Source organism: Dongia sp. (assembly GCF_041905885.1).
Classification (GTDB): Bacteria; Pseudomonadota; Alphaproteobacteria; order Dongiales; family Dongiaceae; genus Dongia.
Map to the genome: position 1 here is coordinate 1 of NZ_JAYRKD010000026.1, position 19,020 is coordinate 19,020.

Below are 19,020 nucleotides of genomic sequence, written 5' to 3' on the forward strand. Positions count from 1 at the left end.
TGGAGCGGGCGAAGGGATTCGAACCCTCGACCCCAACCTTGGCAAGGTTGTGCTCTACCCCTGAGCTACGCCCGCGCTCCGTCTGCCTATTATAGAGAGGGCCGGGAAGGGTGTCCCGGCCGGGCAGCGGCGCGCATCATAGCGGCCGGATTTCCATTTGCAAGCGGCCAATGGCCCTTTTTCTTCAAAGATTTAGGCGGACTCGGCCGCATGGGCCCGGAGATTGGCGGCCAGCGATTCGAGCTTGCCCCGGAGCGCCGTGATTTCGCCGAGGTTGAGGCCCAGCGCGCAGAACAGGTCCTGGGGGATGCCCTTGGCCTTCTGCTTCAGGGCCCGCCCGGCCGCCGTCAGGCTGATCCGGACCTGCCGCTCGTCGGCCGCGTCGCGCAGCCGGCTGACCAGCCCGGCCGCCTCCAGCCGCTTCAGCAGCGGGGTCAGGGTGCCGGAATCCAGCCCCAGCCGGCCGCCGATCGCCGACACCGTGACCCGGTCCTCCTGCCACAGTACCAGCATGACCAGGTATTGCGGATAGGTGAGCCCCAAGGGCTCCAGCAGCGGCTTATAGGTCGCGTTGAAGGCATGGGCCGCGGCATAGACCGCAAAGCAGAGCTGGTTGTCGAGCTTGAGGACGTCACCCGCCCGGATGCTTTGTGAAACCTTTGTCATCTTCCTCTCCTTGATCCTTCGGCCGCCGGAGCCTTGGTTTTCGGAAGCAGTGTGACCGCTGTCACGAGATTTTAATTGCGCACAATTGAATTGTCTACTATGTAATTTCCGCCAGCACGAAATCAAACCCCCGAAGGAGAACCTCCCATGTCCGTGAATGTGCTCTATTCGACGACCTCAACCGCGACCGGCGGCCGCGACGGCGAAGCCGCGACCAAGGACGGCAGCTTCAAGGTGAAGCTCTCGACCCCGAAGGAACTGGGCGGCGCCGGCGGCACGGGCAACAATCCGGAACAGCTCTTCGCTTCCGGCTGGTCGGCCTGCTTTATCGGTGCGATGAAATTCGTGGCTTCGCAGAAGAAGCAGCCCATTCCGGCCGATACCACGGTCACGACCACGGTCGGCATCGGCCCGCGCTCCGAAGGCGGCTTCGGCCTGACCGCCAAGCTCGACGTCTCGCTCCCGGGCATGGATAAGGCCGCGGCCAAACAGCTGGTCGAGGAAGCGGATCAGGTCTGCCCGTATTCCAATGCCACGCGGAACAACATCGAGAAGCAGCTGAACGTCGTCTGAGCATCAACACAAAGCCGCCGCCGTCTCGCCCTCACAGGACGGTGGTTGCGCCAGAGCGGGCCGGCCGATACCTTGCCGGCCCGTTTTCGTTTTCAGGCTCACCAAGGTTTTAAGCCATCATGTCCGAAGTCAGCCAAGATCCCCCCAAGGATCCATACGAGATGCAGAAGAACCTGCCGACCAGCCCCGACCAGCTGCTGGAACGGCTGGCGACACTCGGCATCTCCAGCCACACGGTCGACCACGCGCCGGTCTTCACGGTCGAGGAATCGAAGGAGCTGCGCGGCCAGCTGCCGGGCGGCCATGTGAAGAACCTCTTCCTCCGCAACAAAAAGGAAGAGATGTGGCTGGTGACGGTCGAGGAATCCAAGCGGGTCGATCTCAAAGCCCTCGGCGAGAAGCTGACCGGTGCCACCGGCGGTGCCGCTAAGCTCTCCTTCGGTTCGGCGGACCGGCTGATGCATTATCTCGGCGTCATTCCCGGCGCGGTGACGCCTTTCGCCGTCATCAACGACAAGGGCAAGGCGGTGAAGATGGTGCTGGACCAGGACCTGATGCGCCATGACGTGCTGCACGCCCATCCGCTGGTGAACTTCAAGGCCACGGCCTTGGCGCCCAAGGACCTGCTGCGCTTCCTCGAGGCCGAGGGGCATCCGGCCCAGCTGATCGCGGTCCCGGTCAACGCCGGCCAATAAGACGCGGATAAGACGGGCGAATTTTCCTTGATAATCCGAGGCTTGATCGGAAAGCCGGGACGCGCCATCTATAAGGCCAATAGCGCAATCGGAGCATGACTATGGACCAATTGATCGGCGGCGCGCCCGGGGCGGGCCCGGCCGGCGCGAATGCCGCGGACCTCATCAAGGACAGCGACCAGAACAAGTTTGCCCAGGACGTGCTCGACGCCTCGATGCAGGTTCCGGTGATCGTCGATTTCTGGGCGCCGTGGTGCGGGCCCTGCAAGACGCTGGGACCCCTGATCGAGAAGGTGGTCAAGGAAGCCAAGGGCGCGGTCAAGCTGGTGAAAATCGACGTCGATTCCAACCAGGCCCTCGCCGGCCAGCTTCGCATCCAGTCGATTCCCGCAGTCTATGCCTTCTTCCAGGGCCGCCCGGTCGACGGCTTCGTCGGCGCGCAGCCCGAAGGCCAGCTCCGCCAGTTCGTGCAGCGCCTCGCCAAGATGGGCGCCGCCGGCCAGGGCCCCTCGCCGGTCGACGAGGCGCTGGAACAGGCCGAAGCCGCGTTTACCGAGGGCGATTACGGCGCCGCCAGCGCGATCTTCGGCCAGGTCCTCGACCATGAGAGCGACAACGCCAAGGCGATCGCCGGCCTGGTCAAATGCGCGATCGCGACCGGCGATCTCGCCGGCGCCAAGGAGATGCTGGCCGGGGTCACCCCGGAGATCCTGAAGAACCCCGCGGTCGCTTCGGCCGCCAGCCAGCTCGAGCTGGCCGAGGCGGGTCAGAAGGCCGCCGGCCAGACCCAGCAGCTGCAGGCCCGGATCGACGCCAACCCGAAGGATTTCGAGGCGCGCTACGATCTCGCCGTCGCGCAATTCGCCGCCGGCGAGCGCGAGGCGGCGATCGACCAGCTGCTGGAGATCTTCAAGGCCAATCGCGCCTGGAACGAGGAAGCGGCGCGGAAGCAGTTGGTGAAGTTCTTCGAGGCGATGGGCCCGACCGATCCGATGACCCTGGCCGGCCGCCGGAAGCTCTCCTCGCTGATGTTCTCGTAACGAGAGGCGGCACCCATGGGCTCGGAGTCGCCGGAGACGGTGAAGTCGCGTTCGAGCTTCGATCCCGGCTTCGCCGAGCTGCCGCGCAGCATGGCGATCTTCCCGCTGACCGGCGCGCTGCTGGTGCCGGGCGGGCGGATGCCCTTGAACATCTTCGAGCCGCGCTACCTGGCGATGACGCGCCACGCTTTGGCCCAGCCCGATCGCCTGATCGGCATGGTGCAGCCGAAGCAGCGCGGCATCGAGCGCAAGACCGATCCCGACTTCCAGCCGGAGGTGGAGCAGGTGGGCTGCGCCGGCCGCATCATATCCTTCGAGGAAACCGATGACGGCCGCTACCAGGTGACACTCTCCGGCCTGATCCGCTTCCAGATCCGCAACGAGCTGCCGCGCGACGCCGGAGGCTTCCGCCTGGTCGAGCCGGATTTCGCGCCCTTTGCCGGCGACATCGTCCAGGACGACTACACGCTGGCCGGCCGCGCCCGCTTCATCGCCACCTTGAAGGGCTATTTCGAGACCCGCAGCGCCACCGTCGATTGGAAGGCGATCGACGCCATGGCCGACCGCCAGCTGGTGATCTCGCTGGCGATGCTCTGCCCCTTCTCGCCGGACGAGAAGCAGGCCTTGCTCGAATGCCGCGACCTGGTGCAATTGGGCGAGATGCTGCTGGCTTTGTTCGAGCTCGCGGTGCGCGGCCGCACCGACGACCAGCGGCCTTTTCATTGAGGACAAGCTGATGTCCGACCCCGTCGCCGTCGACCCCAAGCTGCTTGAGATCCTGGTCTGCCCGCTGACCAAGGGCCCGCTGATCTATGACGCGAAGAAGCAGGAGCTGTTCAGCAAACAGGCGGGCCTCGCCTACCCGATCCGCGACGGCATCCCGATCATGCTGGCCGACGAGGCGCGGCCGCTGACCGACGACGAGATGCGCGCATGACCTTCGAGGTTCCGAAGGTCCGCCAGGTCTGGCCGCTCGAGATCCGGCTGAAGAGCCAGGAGAAGGCGTTGGAGATCGACTTCGACGACGGCTCGAAGTTCCGCTTCCCGGCCGAGCTGCTGCGGGTCGAAAGCCCCTCCGCAGAAGTGCAAGGCCATGGACCCGGGCAGAAGACCCTGGTCACCGGCCGCCGCCATGTCGGCATCATGGCCGTCGAGCCGGTCGGCAATTACGCGATCCGGATCAAGTTCGATGACCTGCACGACACCGGCATCTACACCTGGCGCTATCTCTACGGCCTCGGCAAGCATGCCGACGAGCTCTTCGCCGCCTACCTGCGCGCGCTGGAAGAGCGAGGCCTCAAGCGCGAGCCTTAAAGCGGCAACCCGCGCACCAGCCGCGGCAGGTCGCCGACCACGCCCATGGCATGTTTCATCGCCATGCGCTTCAGCGGCTTGGCGAGGTTGAAGGCGAAGAAGCCGAGGTCGCGCGCGAGCCGGACCGGCGGTAGGTCGTTGGAGAAGAGCCGCACCAGCCCGTCAGTGAATCCGGTCAGCAGCAGGTTGTCGAACCGCCGCCAGCGCGCGTAGTTCTCCAATACCGCCAGGCTGCCGAGATCGAGGCCCAGGCGATGGCCGTCGACCAGCGCTTCCGCCAAGGCCGCGACGTCGCGGACGCCGAGGTTGAAGCCCTGGCCGGCCACCGGGTGAATCGCATGCGCGGCATCGCCGACCAGAACGGCGCCGTCCCGCGCATAGGCATCCGCCAGCAGCAGCCGCATCGGATAGGAGAAACGCGGGCCGATCGGGGTCAGCTTGCCGAGCGTGGTGCCGAAGCGGCGTTCGATCTCCGATGCCAGGCTCGCGTCATCCAGGCTCAAGAGCCAGGGGACGATCCGCGGATCCTCGGTCCAGACGATCGAAGAGCGGTGCGCTCCATCCTCGCCGTCGGTCATCGGCAGCATCGCGAAAGGCCCGGCGGGCAGGAAGTTCTCATGCGCGACGCCGCGGTGGTCGCGCTCATGCGCGACGGTGCAGACGATGGCGGTCTGGTTGTAGCCGAACTCCTTGAAGCCGATCCCGGCATAGCGCCTTACCGCGGAATGCCGGCCATCGGCGGCGATCACCAGCCGCGCGCGGATCTCGTCGCCGTTCTGCAGCCGCAAGGCGGCCGCGCCGCTCTGGAACTCGACCTCGGCGACGCGCGCCGGCGCGATATGCGTGAGGTTCGGCGTCTCGGCGAGGCGCTTCAGCAACCCGCGGCGGATCGCGCGGTTCTCGACGATCCAGCCGAACGGCGGCTGCGTCCCGGCCGCGACGGCGCCTGCCGGCAGGTCGCGGTGGCTGTAGTGGACGAAGAACGGACTTTCATGCGCGGCACTCGCGAGGCCCGAGCGCCAGCCGCCGTCGGAGGCGCGGATCTCGCGAATGGGCGAGGCGTCCGCCTCGAGATATTGCCAGGCGCCGATTCCCGCCAGCACCTGCTGCGAGCCATAGGCGATGGCCGAGGAGCGGCCGTCGAAGGTCGCTTCGGTCATCGCCGGCAGCGGTTCGGCTTCGATCAAGGTGGTCGGAATTCCTGCGCCCGACGTGGCCGCGGCCAAGGTCATGCCGACCATGCCGCCGCCGACGATCGCGATTTCCGGAGAGGAGTTCCTGCGCATCATGCAAGGCACCTTGCCCGGCTTGCATTTCGCCTGTCCAGAAGCAAAATGGACGCATGACTGTGGGTTTGAGCTTTAAGACCGACTGGAACCAAGCGGCCGGCGACTATGCCAAGCATCGCGCCGGCTTCCCCGACTGGTTCTTCGACCGCATCGAAGCGTCCGGGTTGTTCCGGCCCGGCATGCGCGTGCTCGATCTCGCGACCGGCACCGGCACGCTGGCGCGCGGCTTCGCCCGGCGCGGCGGCATCGTCACCGGTCTCGACATCGCGCCGGAGATGATGGCGCAGGCCAAGGCGCTGGATGCCGAAGCCGGCGTCTCGGTGGATTACGTGCAGGCGAAGGCCGAGACGACCGGCCAGCCGGCCGCGCATTTCGATCTGATCAGCGCCGGCACCTGCTGGTTCTGGTTCGACGGCGATCTCGCCGCGGCGGAAGCGAAGCGGGTGCTGAAGTCCGGCGGGCATCTCATGATCGCGATGCTGGCCTGGCTGCCGTTGGCGGGCAACGTCGTCGCCGCGACCGAGCGGCTCATCGAGAAGCACAACCCGGCCTGGACCCTCGGCAACTACCACGCCGGCGGCGTGCGCTACATGCGCGATCTCGCCAATGCCGGCTTCGGCAGCCGCGAGAGTTTCTCGGTCGACTACGACATCCCCTACGGCCACGAAGCCTGGCGCGGCCGGATCCGCGCCTCCGCCGGGGTCAGCGCCGCCAGCCTGAGTCCGGAAAAGGTCGCCGCCTTCGACGCCGAGCACGCGGCGATGTTGTCACGCGGTTTTCCCGACGACCCGATGCAGGTCCCGCACCGGGTCGTCGCGAGCTGGGGGCGCAAGCTTTAGGCCGCATCCAGTTCGCGGCACCCCCACCCCAACTCTCCCCCGAAGACGGGGGAGGGAGAAGAAAGAAGCCCCTCCCCCAGCTTTGGGGGAGGGTTGGGTGGGGGTGCGACTGATGAATCTCGCCGACGAGCCGAGAACTAGAACTCCATCCTTACCCGATAGGTCAGCTTGGTGCTGCCGTTGGCGGGCACCTCGACCAGCCAGCCGGCGGTATGGGCGTCGAGCTTTTTGTGCTCCTGGCTTTCCTTGATCATCTTCCAGTCGCCCGGCATCTGCTCGCGCAGGTCGACGGTGATCTTCTCGGCCTTGGCATTCTTGATCTCGACCTCGTACTCGTTCTCATAGACCCGGTCGCTGATCTGCTCGAAGTCGGTCTGCTTGGCGCGGGCGGTGATGTCGAAGGCCTGGCCGAGAGTCAGGTTCACGTCCTCGTTCTTCGGCGTGTGGTCGATCGAATCCTCGCCGACGAAGACCGCGTCGCCCTGGCTGTCCGCCTTGTAGACCCGCACGATGCCCTTGGGCAGCGGCACGCCGACCTTCGACTTTTCGTCGTTGACGAATTTGAGCTTCACCGTCGCGTTCACTCGGTCGGCCTCGCCGAAGCTGGTCGAGTAGCGGCCCCAGACATTGGCGGCGTCGGTGATCAGGTACTGCTTGGTGACCGGCACGCCGCTCGCCGCCATCAGCGCCACCTGCTTGGTCTGGTTCTGCTGGATGGTGACCGGTGTATCCAGGCGATAGAGGTGATATTCGAAGGCCTGCTCCTGCACCATCTTCGGCGCGGCCACGCTCTCGGCGACCATCGGCGCCGGCATCGCATCGCGCCGCAGCATGTCCTGCACCTGGTTCACCTCGCCGGCGACCAGCTGCAGCTTGGCGTCCTTGTAGGTGACGCCGCTCTGGTTGGTGAGCGTCACCAGCCCGTTCAGGTCGATGGTCTTCTCGTCGGCCGAGAGCGAGGCGACATAGTCCGCCTGCCAGCCGAGCCCGCGCGAAAGATAGGAAAGCGCGACCGTGGTCGGCCCGGCCTTCTCGGCGAGCGCCTTGGTGACCAGGGTGGGGCGCGCGCGCAGGTTCGCCGGCACGCTGCTGAACACCAGGCGGCCGGGCACCGCGGTCTCGATCCGGTCGCCGATCTGCAGCACCACCATGCCCTCGGCGACCGAGAGCACCTTGGCGTCCTCCGACGTATCGGCGCCGGTGGTGGGGTTGGTGCGGATCACGCGGATGGTGCTGCCGACCGACTTCTCCAGCAGCTTCTGCGGCGTCAGCAGGTCGAAGTCGAAATTCTGCTCGGTGACCTGGAAGCCGCCGCCCTGTGCGGTCAGCAGTGCGGTCTCCGGTCGGATCCCGGCCGAGACATCGACGAACGCGAGCTCGTTCAGGCCGGATTTCAAGTCGACCTGGCGCTGGTCGCGGATCAGCGCCAGATCCGAGTTGTAGATGGTGACCGCGATGCCGGTCTGCGCGTCGGTGCCGACCGAGACTTCCTCGGCGAGCGCCGGTGCTGCGGTGAACGCGGCCGCGACCAGGGCGGCGCGGGCGATGGATGATGTCGGGATCATGATGCCTCCAATACTCCTCAAGATCAGAACTCTATCCGGACGCGGTAGCTGAGCTTGGCGCTGCCCTCGGCGGGGACGTTGACCAGCCAGCCGGCGGTATAGGCGTCGAGCTTCTTGTGCGCCTGGCTCTCCTTCAGGATCTTCCATTCGCCGGGCATGTGCTCGCGCAGATCGACGGTGACGACCTCCCTCTTGGCGTTCTTGATCTCGATCTCGTACTCGTTCTCGAAGATCCGATCGCTGAGGCGCTCGTAGTCGGTCTGCTTGGTGCGGGCGGTGATGTCGAAAGCCTGGCCGAGCGTGAGGCTCACATCCTCGTTCTTCGGCGTGTGGTCGATCGAATCCTCGCCGACGAAGACCGCTTCGCCCTGGCTGTCCGCCTTGTAGACCCGGACAATGCCTTTGGGCAACGGCATGCCGAGCTGCGACTTCTCGTCGTTCACGAACTTCAGCTTGACGGTCGCGTTGATGCGCGCGCTCTCGCCGTAGTCATAACCGTAGCGGTTCCAGACATCCGCGGCATTGGTGAGCAGGTATTGCTTGCTCACCGGCACGCCCGCGGCGGCCATCATCGCCACCTGCTTGGTCTGGTTCTGCTGGATGGTGACCGGCGTCGAGAGGCGATAGAGGTGATATTCGAAGGCCTGTTCCTGGGTCATGGCCGGCGGGCTCTCCGCTGGCGCACCGGCTGCCTGCTGGATATCCATCTGCAGCTCCATGTATTCCTGAACCTGGTTCACCTGGCCCGCGACCAGTTGCAGCTTCGCGTCCTTGTAAGTGACGCCGCTTTGGTTGGTCAGAGTCACCAGGCCGTTCAAGTCGAGGGTCTTCTCATCAGCCGAGAGCGAGGCGACGTAATCGGCCCGCCAGGATAGACCGTGCGAGAGATAAGAGAGCGCGACGGTCGTGGGGCCGGCCTTCTCGCTCAGCGCCTTTGTGACCAGGGTCGGGCGGGCGCGGAGGTTCGGCGGCACGGCGCTGAACACCAGCCGGCCGGGCATGGCCGTCTCGATCCGGTCGCCGATCTGCAGCACGACCATGCCTTGCGCCACCGAGAGCACCTTCGCCTCCTCGGACGAATCTTCGCCGGTGGTCGGGTTGGTGCGGATGACGCGGATCGTGCCGCCGACCGATTTCTCCAGCAGCTTCTGCGGCGTCAGCAGGTCGAAATCGAAATTCTGCTCGGTGACGGTGAAGCCGCCGCCTTGCGCGGTGAGCAGTGCGGTTTCCGGACGAATCGCGGCGGAGACGTCGATGAAGGCGAGTTCGTTGAGGCCGGACTTCAGGTCGACCTTGCGCTGATCCCGGATCAGCGCGAGATCGGAATTGTAGATGGTGACCGCGACGCCGGTCTGCTGGTCGGTGCCGACCGAAACCTCGTCGGCGAAAGCCTGCGTCGTCGTGAGCGTCGCCGCGAGCAGTGCCACGCGCGCCAAAGTCGATGTCGGGATCACGTTGCCTCCGAGTTCCCCGGTGTGTCGAGCTTTATGACGATGCCGACCGATCCCGGCAAGACTATGGCGGCGTGACGGCAGCGGCAAGGCGCCCGACCGTGTGCGCCGTCACGCGACCTGCATTCTCAGAGCTCCAGCGTCGCCGCGTTCTTGATCGCGCAAACGTGAAGCGTGGCGCTGCGCCCGCGGAGCTCGATTTCATGCGCCCGGCCGATCTCGCCCGGGAGCTTCGCCGCCTCCAGCAAGGCCTGCGAGACCACCAGCTGGCAATTGAGTTCCTTGGTCGCCGTCTCCAGCCGGCTCGCCGTGTTCACGGTGTCGCCGACCGCGGTCAGGGTCTGGATGTTGCCGAAGCCCATCTCGCCGACGATCGCCGGGCCGAAATGGATGCCGATGCCGATCCGCAGCGGGGCCTTGAGCTCCTCGCCGAAGCCCGCGTTCATCTCGGCGAGGTTGATCGACATGCGCCTCGCGGCGTCGAGCGCCTGCGCCGCGGCGTTGCCGCCCTTGCCGTCGACGCCGAACAGGGCCATGACGCCGTCGCCGATGAACTTGTCGAGATGCCCGCCGGCGGCAATCACCGCCTCGCCCATCGCCCGGAAATAGCGGTTCAACAGAAACACCACGTCATAGGGCAGGCGCTGCTCGGAGAACTGGGTGAAGCCGCGGATATCGGCGAACAGCACCGCGATCTCGCGCTCCTTGCCGGAATGGAAATCGTTGCGCGCCTGGGCCTGGCTGGGGCCTGCCGTCGAGGTCAGCAGCGGCGCCACCTTCACATAGCCCTGCGGCTTGGCCTGGCAGGCGAGGCGGGTGCCGGGCGCGGCGCCGACCCGCGCCAGCACCTTCAATTCCTCGATGCTCGGCGGCGGCATCGTGGCATCGCCGGCGAGGATCCGCACCCGGCAGGTCGAGCAGCGGCCGCGTCCGCCGCAAACCGCGGCATGCGGGATGTTGCCGATGCGGCTCGCCTCCAGGATCGTGCTGCCCGGCTGGATGTTCACCACGCGGCCGTCCGGATAGGCGACGCGGATCGCGCGATGCCGGATCAGCCAGTCGCGGGTGTAGCGCGTGGCCAGCACGCCGACCACGATCACGCCGTAGCCGATCAGCGAAATGTTGAGCCAGAAATAGAGCGCCTCGACCGCCTCGTGCCCGGGCAGGTTGCGACGCGCCGCCATGTCCTTGAACCAGCCCGGCTGCTGGGCCAGCGACAGCACTTCGCGCGCCGCCTGGGAAAAGCCGAGCAGGGCCAGCAGCGGGATCAGCAGCGCCGCCGTATAGAGCGCGACCCGCGCCTTGGGATACCAGGGCTTCAGCCGCAGCCAGAAGGCGAGGCCGATGCAGCCGTGGATCCAGGTGACCAGCACCGCCGCGGTCTGGACCGCGACCAGGACCGGATTGGAGGCGAGCGCCAGCACCGTCTCCTCATAGGCGTCGTCGAGGCCGAAGGCGTAATGCGCGACCGCGGTGCCGAGGAAATGCAGGGTGAGCAGCGGCGGGATCGAGAGGCCGAGGATCAGCTGCGCGCCTTCCGAGACCGGCATGCGCAGGCTGTGCCGGTTGTAGAGCGCGCGCATGCCGAGCGAAAAATGCGTGACCAGCGACAGCAGGAACAGGATCTCGATCGGCGGGAAGCGCCAGAAGGCGAGAAACGGGATCCGTCCCCAATCCATCGCCTCCAGCGAAATGAGGCCGAGCGCGTGGTTGAGGTTGTGGGTCAGCACATAGAAGAACAGGATGAGGCCGGTCGCCAGCCGCACACGTCCCAGGAGTAGTGTCGAATTGGCCGGCAAGCGGCGCTCCCGATTTGGCAACATGCCAAGCGTCATGATAAGAGCCTCGGGCATGAAATACGACCAAAACCACACTCTCCGTAGGCGGTAATGGCCGAGGAATCGCCGAAGCCGCTGCTCAGGGATTTCGCCGCCGAGCGCCAGGCGGAACGCCAGCGCCGCCGCGCCGAGCGCCGGATGATGCTGGCGAGCGGCCCGGCCTCGCCCTGCGTCAGCGTTTGCCAGATGGACCCGATGACCGGCTATTGCGTCGGTTGCCTGCGGACCCTCGACGAGATCCGCGACTGGATCATCTCGACCCCCGATGAGCGCAACAAGATCCTGGCCGCGCTCCCCGGACGGAAAGAACGGTCCGGGTTGTGAACGACGCTGCCGCGCGCAACCGCACCGGCTTCCTGCTGCTGGTGAGCATCACGCTGTTCTGGGGCATCAACTGGCCGGCGATGAAACTCTCGGTCAACGAGGTGCCGGTCTGGGCCTTCCGCACCATCTGCCTGCTGGTGGGCGGCATCGGCCTGCTCGCGATCTGCCGCGCCTTCGGCTACAGCCTCTACGTGCCGCGCGAAGAGCGGCGGCCGCTGCTGATCTCGGCCCTCGGCAACATCACCGGCTGGCACATCTTCTCGGCACTCGGCGTGCACCATATGGCGCCGGGCCGCGCCTCGATCCTCGCTTTCACCATGCCGCTCTGGGCCGCGGTGATCGCGGCGATCTGGACCCGCGAGCGGCTGACCGGCCTGACCGTCGCGGCGCTGGCGATCGGCGCTGCGGGCCTCGCCGTGCTGGTGGTGCCGGACTGGGCCAACATCGTCTCGCGGCCCGCGGGACCCATCTTCATGATCCTGGCCGCGATCTCCTGGGCTTCGGGCACGGTGGCGCTGAAGCGCTACCGCTTCACGATTCCCACGGCGGCCTTGGCGGGCTGGCAGATGCTGCTCGGCGGCATCCCGATCTTCGTCGGCGCCGCGCTGTTCGACCGCGGCTTCGATCCCGGCAGCGTCAGCACGACCGCCTGGATCGCGGTCGCCTACGCCGCGGTCATCCCGATGATCTACTGCCACTGGGCTTGGTTCCGGGTGGTCTCGCTCTACCCGGCTTCAATCGCGGCGATCGGCACGCTGGCAATCCCGGTGGTCGGCGTCATATCCAGCGCTTGGTTCATCGGCGAGCGCATCGGCTGGTCGGAGATCGCGGCACTCGCCTTGGTGCTGGCGGCGTTGACCCTGGTGCTGGTCGTGCCCGCGCTGAAGAACCGCGCGGAGGCTGTGCCGGAGCCCGAATAGCTACCGTTTGCGCGCCTCGATCTTCTCGACGAAGCGCTGGAAGAGATAGTGGCTGTCCTGCGGGCCGGGCGAGGCTTCCGGGTGATACTGCACCGAGAAGATCGGTTTGCCGCTGACCTCGATGCCTTCGTTGGTGCCGTCGAACAGCGAGACGTGGGTCACGTTGACGTTCTTCGGCAGGCTTTCCGCCATCACCTCGAAGCCGTGGTTCTGGCTGGTGATCTCGACTTTTCCAGTCGCCAGGTCCTTCACCGGATGGTTGGCGCCGCGATGGCCGCGCGCCATCTTCCGCGTCTTGCCGCCCAAGGCTAATGCCAGCATCTGGTGGCCGAGGCAGATGCCGAAGATCGGCAGCTCTTGTCTCATCAGCGCCTGGATCACCGGCACGGCATAGGTGCCGGTCGCCGCCGGATCGCCGGGGCCGTTCGACAGGAACACGCCGTCCGGCTTGTGCTGCAGCACATCGTCGGCGCTCGCGGTCGCCGGCACCACGGTCACGTCGAAGCCGGCGGAGCTAAGGCAGCGCAGGATGTTGCGCTTGGCGCCATAGTCGATCGCGACCACCTTGAGCTTCGGCTGGGTCTGCTTCGCATAGCCGCCGCCCAGGGACCAGCCCGCCTCGTCCCAGTGATAGGTCTGGCGGCAGGTCACGTCCTTGGCGAGGTCCATCCCGTCGAGCCCGGGCCAAGCCTTCGCTTCCTTGACCAGCGCCGGGATGTCGAACACGCCGTCCTTGGCATGCGCGATGACGCCGTTCGGCGCGCCGCCGTCGCGGATCCTCTTGGTGAGCGCCCTGGTGTCGATGCCGGCGATGGCCGGGAGCCGATGCGACTTCAGCCAGGCATCGAAATGCTGCGCCGCGCGCCAGTTCGAGGGCTCGGTGATGTCGGTCGCCAGCACCGCGCCGCGCGCCGCGGGGGTCACGGTCTCGATGTCTTCCGGGTTGGCGCCGGTATTGCCGATATGCGGGAAGGTGAAGGTGATGATCTGTCCGGCATAGGAAGGATCGGTCATGATCTCCTGATAGCCGGTCATCGAGGTGTTGAAGCAGACCTCGCCCACCGCCTTGCCCTCGGCGCCGAGGCCACGGCCCTTGATGACGGTCCCATCGGCCAGCACGAGAACGGCGGTCGGCTTCGGGGTATCGTCGAGGGATCCGGGCGCGGCGCCCATGGGCAGTGTCCTTTCGAGGTTGCCGGGTTCTAAGCGCTCACGCCGCGAGCGTCAAGCCGTCGCTCCGGATAAATCAGCCGATAAATCAATGGCTTGTATGCGGCCCGCGCAATTGTCAGGCGGGCGCGAATCCTTTAGGTTCAATCCTTTCCCGCACCGAAGGACCGAGATCGCCATGCTGCGCGAGCGTTTCAACGAGGATCTGAAGACGGCGATGAAATCGCGCGACCAGGCGTCGGTTTCCACCTTGCGCATGATCCAGTCCACCTTGAAGGACCGCGACATCGCCGCGCGCCCGGCGGCCCAGATCGACGAAGCCGCGATCATCGACATGCTGCAGAAGATGGTGCGCCAGCGCCAGGAATCGATCGAGCTCTACAAGCAGGGCGGCCGCCAGGAGCTAGTGGACAAGGAGCAGGCCGAGATCGACCTGATCGAGCGCTACATGCCGAAGAAGCTCTCGGACGCGGAGCAGGAAGCCGCCATCGCCAAGGCGATCGCCGACGCCGGTGCCACCAGCATCAAGGACATGGGCAAGGTGATGAACGCTCTGAAAGCGGGTTACGCCGGCCGCATGGATTTCAGCAAAGTCGGCCCGGCCCTGAAGGCCAAGCTCGGCGGGTAAGCCGGGTTATTCACACCTAATTCTTCGAGTTATCCGAACACTTTTCCCCAGCGGTTTATTTGTCGGCTGTTGGAATCGCGATGAACTCTGATTTGGTCTAGTGTCGGATTTTGTGGATCCTGTCCGACGACAGCGATCAACAAACCAGACACGGAGAACCCTTGGCCTTTTCGCCGGCCTTTCTGGATGAGCTGCGCCGCCGCCTGTCGATCTTCGACCTGGTGGGCAAGAAGGTGCGCCTCAACCGCCGCGGCAAGCAGGCGACGGGCTTGTGCCCCTTCCACAACGAGAAGAGCCCGAGCTTCCACGTCTATGACGACGACGAGCCGCATTACCATTGCTTCGGCTGCGGCGCCCATGGCGATGCGATCACCTTCGTCATGCAGACCGACGGCCTCGACTTCCGCGACGCGGTCGAGCGTCTCTCCGCGGAAGCCGGGCTCGAGGTGCCCAAGGACACGCCGCAGGACCGCGAGCGCGCCGAGCGCCAGGCCAGCCTAGGCACCGTCATGGAAGCCTCCTGCGCCTACTTCCAATCGCAACTCGCGGGCAGCCCCGGCACCGGCTATTTCCAGCGCCGCGGCCTGACATCCGAGACCATCAACCGCTTCCGCCTCGGCTTCGCGCCGGACAGCCGCGTTTCGCTCAAGAACCATCTGGCCAAGCTGAACATCCCCGAAGCGCTCGCGATCGAAGCCGGCATGCTGATCAAGCCGGAGGATGGCGGGCCGACCTATGACCGGTTCCGCAACCGCGTGATCTTCCCGATCGCCGACACCAAGGGCCGCATCGTCGCCTTCGGCGGCCGCGTGCTCGGCGACGAGAAGCCGAAATACCTGAACTCCCCGGAGACGCCGCTCTTCTCCAAGGGCCGCCAGCTCTACAACATGAACTTCGCCCAGAAGGCGGCGCGCGATGTGGGTGAGGTGATCGTCGTCGAAGGCTATATGGACGTGATCGCGCTGGCCCAGGCCGGCTTCCCGCAGGTGGTGGCACCGTTGGGCACGGCGCTCACCGAAGAGCAGATCGAGGTGCTCTGGCGCCTGGCGCCCGAGCCGATCCTCTGCTTCGACGGCGACGAGGCGGGCCAGAAGGCCGCCGCCAAGGTCGCCGAGCGCGTGCTGCCGATCTTGAAGCCCGGCCTGTCGCTCAACTTCATCAACCTCGTGAACGAGGAGAGCGGCGGCAAGGAGGATCCCGACTCCTTCCTGAAGAAGCATTCGGCGGGCGAATTCCGTGCCTATCTCGATGCGCGCAAGACGCCGCTCTCCGGAATCCTCTGGACCATCTTGCGCAAGGAGCGGCTGCTCGACACGCCGGAGCGCCGCGCGGGTTTCCGCGCCGACATCAACCATCTCACCAACCTGATCGCCGACAAGCCGACCCGCGAGGAATACCGCGGGCATTTCCAGGGCATGCTGCAGCAGATCTCCGGCGGCGAAGTCGGCGGCGCGCGGATGGCACCCGGCGCGCGGCGGCAGCGCAGCTTCCGCGACGACGGCATGACCGGCGCCGACGGGCGCAACTACTCCTTCTTCGACTGGCGCTTCCTCCCGCAATTCTACAAGGAATTCGGCGGCGAGGCCCTGCAGCAGGGCTGGCATTCTGTCCGAAGACTTCCGGTCGAGGCCTTCCTGATGACGGTCATCCATCACCCGGATCTCCTGCACAAATACATCGAGAACCTGAAGTCGCTGGAGATCGGCGACAGCCAGCTGGCCCGCTTCCGCAACCGCCTGGTCCGGATCGCGATCGAGGTGCCGGACATCAGCGGCACCGCGCTCTGGAGCCAGCTGGTCCAGGAGGGCTTCGGCGACTACCTGGAGACGCTCTCCTTCCGCACCCATGCGCTGCGCTTCACCCTGCCGATCGCCGAGGAAGAGGCCGCCGAGGCGGGGCTGCTGCACGTCCTGGGGATCCTGCACGAGCACGACCTACGGGCCGAGCGGGACAGCGCCGGCAAGCTCTGGGCCGAGGATCCCTCCGAGGACAATTGGCGCCGGTTCGAGACCCTCCGGGACCTGTTGCTGGAGGCGGAAAGCCGCCGCCGCGACCTCGACCCGGTCTATGAGACGCCGGCGCGGGGTGTTCACTAGGGCCGAACCAGCCCCGGCCAGGCCCGTGGGCTGTATGATCGCTGCGGCGGCGGGGTCGGAACCGGCCTCCCAACCCGGGGGTTAACCATGCCGGATCCCGCGCCGCGGGAATCCAGCCCAGGGGACGGAATTTGTGAGCGAATCTGTTGATAAAGGCCTTGCGGCTTAGGCACTTCGGGTGGGTCTGCTTGACAAGCCGGAGGCCGCCATTATAGACCAGCCGGCCCGTCCGCAGCGCCTTGATTCAGGCGCATTGCAGAACCATCTGAGGGACCTAGGCTCTCCGCCGCCCTCGGCGGTCTGCGGCGCGGACCGGCAGCAGCAAAGGAACCCTTCCGCCGGCCGGCATTGGCCCGGGCCGAGGAGGGGCTTTTGCACGTGATGGGCGTGCTGCGGGAGCGGACGAGGTGCGTACAGGGTTCGAGAGCTGCGCCCGGTTAGACCGCTTGGATGGAGCGGCGGCGCGCGAACGTCTCGACAGCCCCGAACGACCAAGATCGGGACGACCAAAGATCGGGATGTTCCCAGCGGGTCGAAGCGACGGATTGGCCAGTGCGTGACGTGCAGTCCCACCGAAGGGTCGGGCGCGCGTCTTCAGGATCGAAAGCGAGTGGTGATTAGATGGCAGTGAAACCGCAGGCCAAGCCGGAACCGGTGAAATCCAAGGACGAGGCCCAGGACGGCCCGTTGATGGACGGCCTCACTGCGGCCTTCAAGAAGATGCTCGCCAAGGGCAAGGAGCGCGGTTACGTCACCCTCGACGAGCTGAACGCCAGCCTGCCGCAGGGCCAGACCAACGATCAGATCGAAGACATTCATACCATGTTGAGCGACATGGGCATCAATGTCGTCGAGAACGAGGAAGCCGACGAGGGCGAGGGCGAGGCCCAGCCCGCCGGCGAAGGCGAGCAGGAAGAATCCCGCGCCGTCGGCAATCTCGACGATGCCGATGTCGGCCGCACCGACGATCCGGTGCGCATGTACCTGCGCGAGATGGGCTCGGTCGAGCTGCTGTCCCGCGAAGGCGAAATCGCCATCGCCAAGCGCATCGAGGCCGGCCGCGACATGATGATCGGCGGCATCGGCGAAAGCCCGCTCACCCACAAGTCGATCGTCGAATGGCGCGAGAAGCTCAAGGCCGGCGCCTTGCTGCTGCGCGACATCATCGATCTCGACGCCACCATGGGCGGCAATCTGCCGGAAGGCACCTCGCTCGAGGGCCCGGGTGCCAATTTCAACGAGGAAGAAGAGGAAGAGGCCGAGGAGGCCGAAGAGGGCGCCGAGGGCGAGCCGAAGCCGGAAGGCGAAGGCGCCGAGGAAGGCGAGGAAGCCAACCTCTCGCTGGCCGCCATGGAGCAGACCCTCCTGCCGCAGGTCATGGAGACCTTCGACAAGATCGCGGCGCTGCACAAGAAGCTGGAGAAGGTCCAGGTAAAGCGCCTGGAGACGATCCGCGCCGGCGAGGACCTCAATCCCCGCAGCGAGAAGGCTTACGAGAAGCAGAAGCTCGAGATGGTCGAGCTGATGCGCACCGTGAAGCTCAACAACTTCCGCATCGAGTTCCTGGTCGAGGAAATGTACGACCTCAACCGGAAGCTCATCAGCATGGAAGGCCAGCTGCTGCGCCTGGTGCAGAAGGCCGGCGTTAAGCGCGAGGAATTCCTGCAGCGCTACTACGGCGCGGAGCTGGATCCGAAGTGGCTGGCCAAGGTCGGCCGCTTGACCTCGAAGGGCTGGAAGAACCTCGCCGCCGACCACAAGGACGAGACCAAGAACATCCGCGGCAACATCGCCGAAATCGCCGAGCAGGTGAACCTGCCGATCGGCGACTTCCGCCGCATCGTCAACGTGGTCCAGAAGGGCGAGCGCGAAGCCGCGCGCGCCAAGAAGGAGATGGTCGAGGCCAACCTGCGCCTGGTCATCTCGATCGCCAAGAAATACACCAACCGCGGCCTGCAATTCCTCGACCTGATCCAGGAAGGCAACATCGGCCTGATGAAGGCGGTCGATAAGTTCGAGTATCGCCGCGGCTACAAGTTCTCGACCTACGCCACCTGGTGGATCCGGCAGGCGATTACCCGCTCGATCGCCGACCAGGCGCGCACCATCCGCATCCCGGTGCATATGATCGAGACCATCAACAAGCTGGTCCGCACCAGCCGCCAGATGCTGCACGAGATCGGCCGCGAGCCGACCCCGGAAGAGCTGGCCGAGAAACTGCTGATGCCGCTCGAGAAGGTCCGCAAGGTCCTGAAGATCGCCAAGGAGCCGATCAGCCTTGAGACGCCGATCGGCGACGAGGAAGATTCGCATCTCGGCGACTTCATCGAGGACAAGAACGCCGTCCTCCCGCTCGACGCCGCGATCCAGGCGAATCTCCGCGAGACCACCACGCGGGTTCTGGCATCGCTCACCGCCCGTGAGGAACGCGTGCTCCGCATGCGCTTCGGCATCGGCATGAACACCGACCATACGCTGGAGGAAGTCGGCCAGCAGTTCTCGGTCACCCGCGAGCGCATCCGCCAGATCGAGGCCAAAGCCTTGCGCAAGCTGAAGCATCCGAGCCGGAGCCGGAAGCTGCGGAGCTTCCTGGATACCTGAGCCAAACAGAA

At 65.9% G+C, this 19,020-nt stretch carries 18 protein-coding genes and 1 tRNA gene; 12 read left to right on the plus strand and 7 right to left on the minus strand.

The features are described 5' to 3' along the window. Positions 1–75 (minus strand) — tRNA-Gly (locus ACH2CY_RS21680). 117 nt (positions 76–192) lie between these two features. Then, positions 193–666, minus strand: a complete 474-nt coding sequence (locus tag ACH2CY_RS21685) for a MarR family winged helix-turn-helix transcriptional regulator (protein WP_395021638.1) — start codon at positions 664–666, stop codon at positions 193–195. Between the two features lie 147 nt (positions 667–813). Between ACH2CY_RS21685 and ACH2CY_RS21690 the strand changes: the two genes are divergently transcribed. From ACH2CY_RS21690 to ACH2CY_RS21715, 6 genes are all read left to right on the plus strand, one after another. After that, positions 814–1,239 (plus strand): organic hydroperoxide resistance protein, encoded by a 426-nt coding sequence (locus tag ACH2CY_RS21690; protein WP_395021640.1) that lies wholly within the window; start codon positions 814–816, stop codon positions 1,237–1,239. A 161-nt stretch (positions 1,240–1,400) separates the two neighbouring features. After that, on the plus strand, positions 1,401–1,934 hold the full coding sequence (locus ACH2CY_RS21695; RefSeq protein WP_395021641.1) for a prolyl-tRNA synthetase associated domain-containing protein: 534 nt from the start codon (positions 1,401–1,403) through the stop codon (positions 1,932–1,934). Positions 1,935–2,035: 101 nt separating this feature from the next. Further along, a complete protein-coding gene (gene trxA / locus ACH2CY_RS21700) occupies positions 2,036–2,974 on the plus strand; it encodes a thioredoxin (RefSeq protein ID WP_395021643.1) in 939 nt (312 codons plus the stop codon). A gap of 15 nt (positions 2,975–2,989) precedes the next feature. Then, complete coding sequence (locus ACH2CY_RS21705; RefSeq protein ID WP_395021646.1) at positions 2,990–3,700, plus strand: LON peptidase substrate-binding domain-containing protein; 711 nt, start codon at positions 2,990–2,992, stop codon at positions 3,698–3,700. 10 nt (positions 3,701–3,710) lie between these two features. Continuing rightward, positions 3,711–3,911, plus strand: a complete 201-nt coding sequence (locus ACH2CY_RS21710; RefSeq protein WP_395021648.1) for a Trm112 family protein — start codon at positions 3,711–3,713, stop codon at positions 3,909–3,911. Then, complete coding sequence (locus ACH2CY_RS21715; protein WP_395021650.1) at positions 3,908–4,288, plus strand: gamma-butyrobetaine hydroxylase-like domain-containing protein; 381 nt, start codon at positions 3,908–3,910, stop codon at positions 4,286–4,288. The genes ACH2CY_RS21710 and ACH2CY_RS21715 overlap by 4 nt, the downstream gene beginning before the upstream one ends. Here ACH2CY_RS21715 and ACH2CY_RS21720 read toward each other — a convergent pair. Further along, a complete protein-coding gene (locus ACH2CY_RS21720; RefSeq protein ID WP_395021653.1) occupies positions 4,285–5,577 on the minus strand; it encodes a UbiH/UbiF/VisC/COQ6 family ubiquinone biosynthesis hydroxylase in 1,293 nt (430 codons plus the stop codon). The genes ACH2CY_RS21715 and ACH2CY_RS21720 overlap by 4 nt on opposite strands. Positions 5,578–5,630: 53 nt before the next feature. Here ACH2CY_RS21720 and ACH2CY_RS21725 point away from each other — a divergent pair, with 53 nt between their 5' ends. Beyond that, entirely contained in the window at positions 5,631–6,416 is a 786-nt protein-coding gene (locus tag ACH2CY_RS21725; RefSeq protein ID WP_395021655.1) for a class I SAM-dependent methyltransferase, read from the plus strand. Positions 6,417–6,553: 137 nt separating this feature from the next. Here the strand turns inward: ACH2CY_RS21725 and ACH2CY_RS21730 are convergent, their stop codons facing one another. From ACH2CY_RS21730 to ACH2CY_RS21740, 3 genes are all read right to left on the minus strand, one after another. Beyond that, on the minus strand, positions 6,554–7,981 hold the full coding sequence (locus ACH2CY_RS21730; RefSeq protein ID WP_395021657.1) for a DUF4139 domain-containing protein: 1,428 nt from the start codon (positions 7,979–7,981) through the stop codon (positions 6,554–6,556). Between the two features lie 23 nt (positions 7,982–8,004). After that, positions 8,005–9,435, minus strand: coding sequence for a DUF4139 domain-containing protein (locus ACH2CY_RS21735; protein WP_395021659.1), 1,431 nt, complete (start codon positions 9,433–9,435; stop codon positions 8,005–8,007). A 125-nt stretch (positions 9,436–9,560) separates the two neighbouring features. Next, on the minus strand, positions 9,561–11,231 hold the full coding sequence (locus ACH2CY_RS21740; protein WP_395021660.1) for an adenylate/guanylate cyclase domain-containing protein: 1,671 nt from the start codon (positions 11,229–11,231) through the stop codon (positions 9,561–9,563). A 90-nt stretch (positions 11,232–11,321) separates the two neighbouring features. Between ACH2CY_RS21740 and ACH2CY_RS21745 the strand changes: the two genes are divergently transcribed. Both ACH2CY_RS21745 and ACH2CY_RS21750 read left to right on the plus strand, forming a co-directional pair. Further along, positions 11,322–11,594 carry a DUF1289 domain-containing protein gene (locus tag ACH2CY_RS21745; RefSeq protein ID WP_395021662.1) on the plus strand — a complete coding sequence of 91 codons (273 nt, stop codon included), beginning with the start codon at positions 11,322–11,324 and terminating at the stop codon, positions 11,592–11,594. After that, positions 11,591–12,514 (plus strand): DMT family transporter, encoded by a 924-nt coding sequence (locus ACH2CY_RS21750; RefSeq protein ID WP_395021664.1) that lies wholly within the window; start codon positions 11,591–11,593, stop codon positions 12,512–12,514. The genes ACH2CY_RS21745 and ACH2CY_RS21750 overlap by 4 nt, the downstream gene beginning before the upstream one ends. Here ACH2CY_RS21750 and carA read toward each other — a convergent pair whose 3' ends face one another. Further along, entirely contained in the window at positions 12,515–13,687 is a 1,173-nt protein-coding gene (gene carA / locus ACH2CY_RS21755) for a glutamine-hydrolyzing carbamoyl-phosphate synthase small subunit (protein ID WP_395021666.1), read from the minus strand. A gap of 175 nt (positions 13,688–13,862) precedes the next feature. Here carA and ACH2CY_RS21760 point away from each other — a divergent pair, with 175 nt between their 5' ends. The 3 genes from ACH2CY_RS21760 (at position 13,863) to rpoD (ending at position 19,009) form a co-directional block, all read left to right on the plus strand. Continuing rightward, on the plus strand, positions 13,863–14,312 hold the full coding sequence (locus tag ACH2CY_RS21760) for a GatB/YqeY domain-containing protein (protein ID WP_395021668.1): 450 nt from the start codon (positions 13,863–13,865) through the stop codon (positions 14,310–14,312). A 161-nt stretch (positions 14,313–14,473) separates the two neighbouring features. Continuing rightward, positions 14,474–16,408, plus strand: a complete 1,935-nt coding sequence (gene dnaG / locus ACH2CY_RS21765; RefSeq protein WP_395021671.1) for a DNA primase — start codon at positions 14,474–14,476, stop codon at positions 16,406–16,408. Positions 16,409–17,029: 621 nt separating this feature from the next. After that, positions 17,030–19,009, plus strand: coding sequence for an RNA polymerase sigma factor RpoD (gene rpoD, locus ACH2CY_RS21770; protein ID WP_395021673.1), 1,980 nt, complete (start codon positions 17,030–17,032; stop codon positions 19,007–19,009). Positions 19,010–19,020 lie beyond the last annotated feature (11 nt).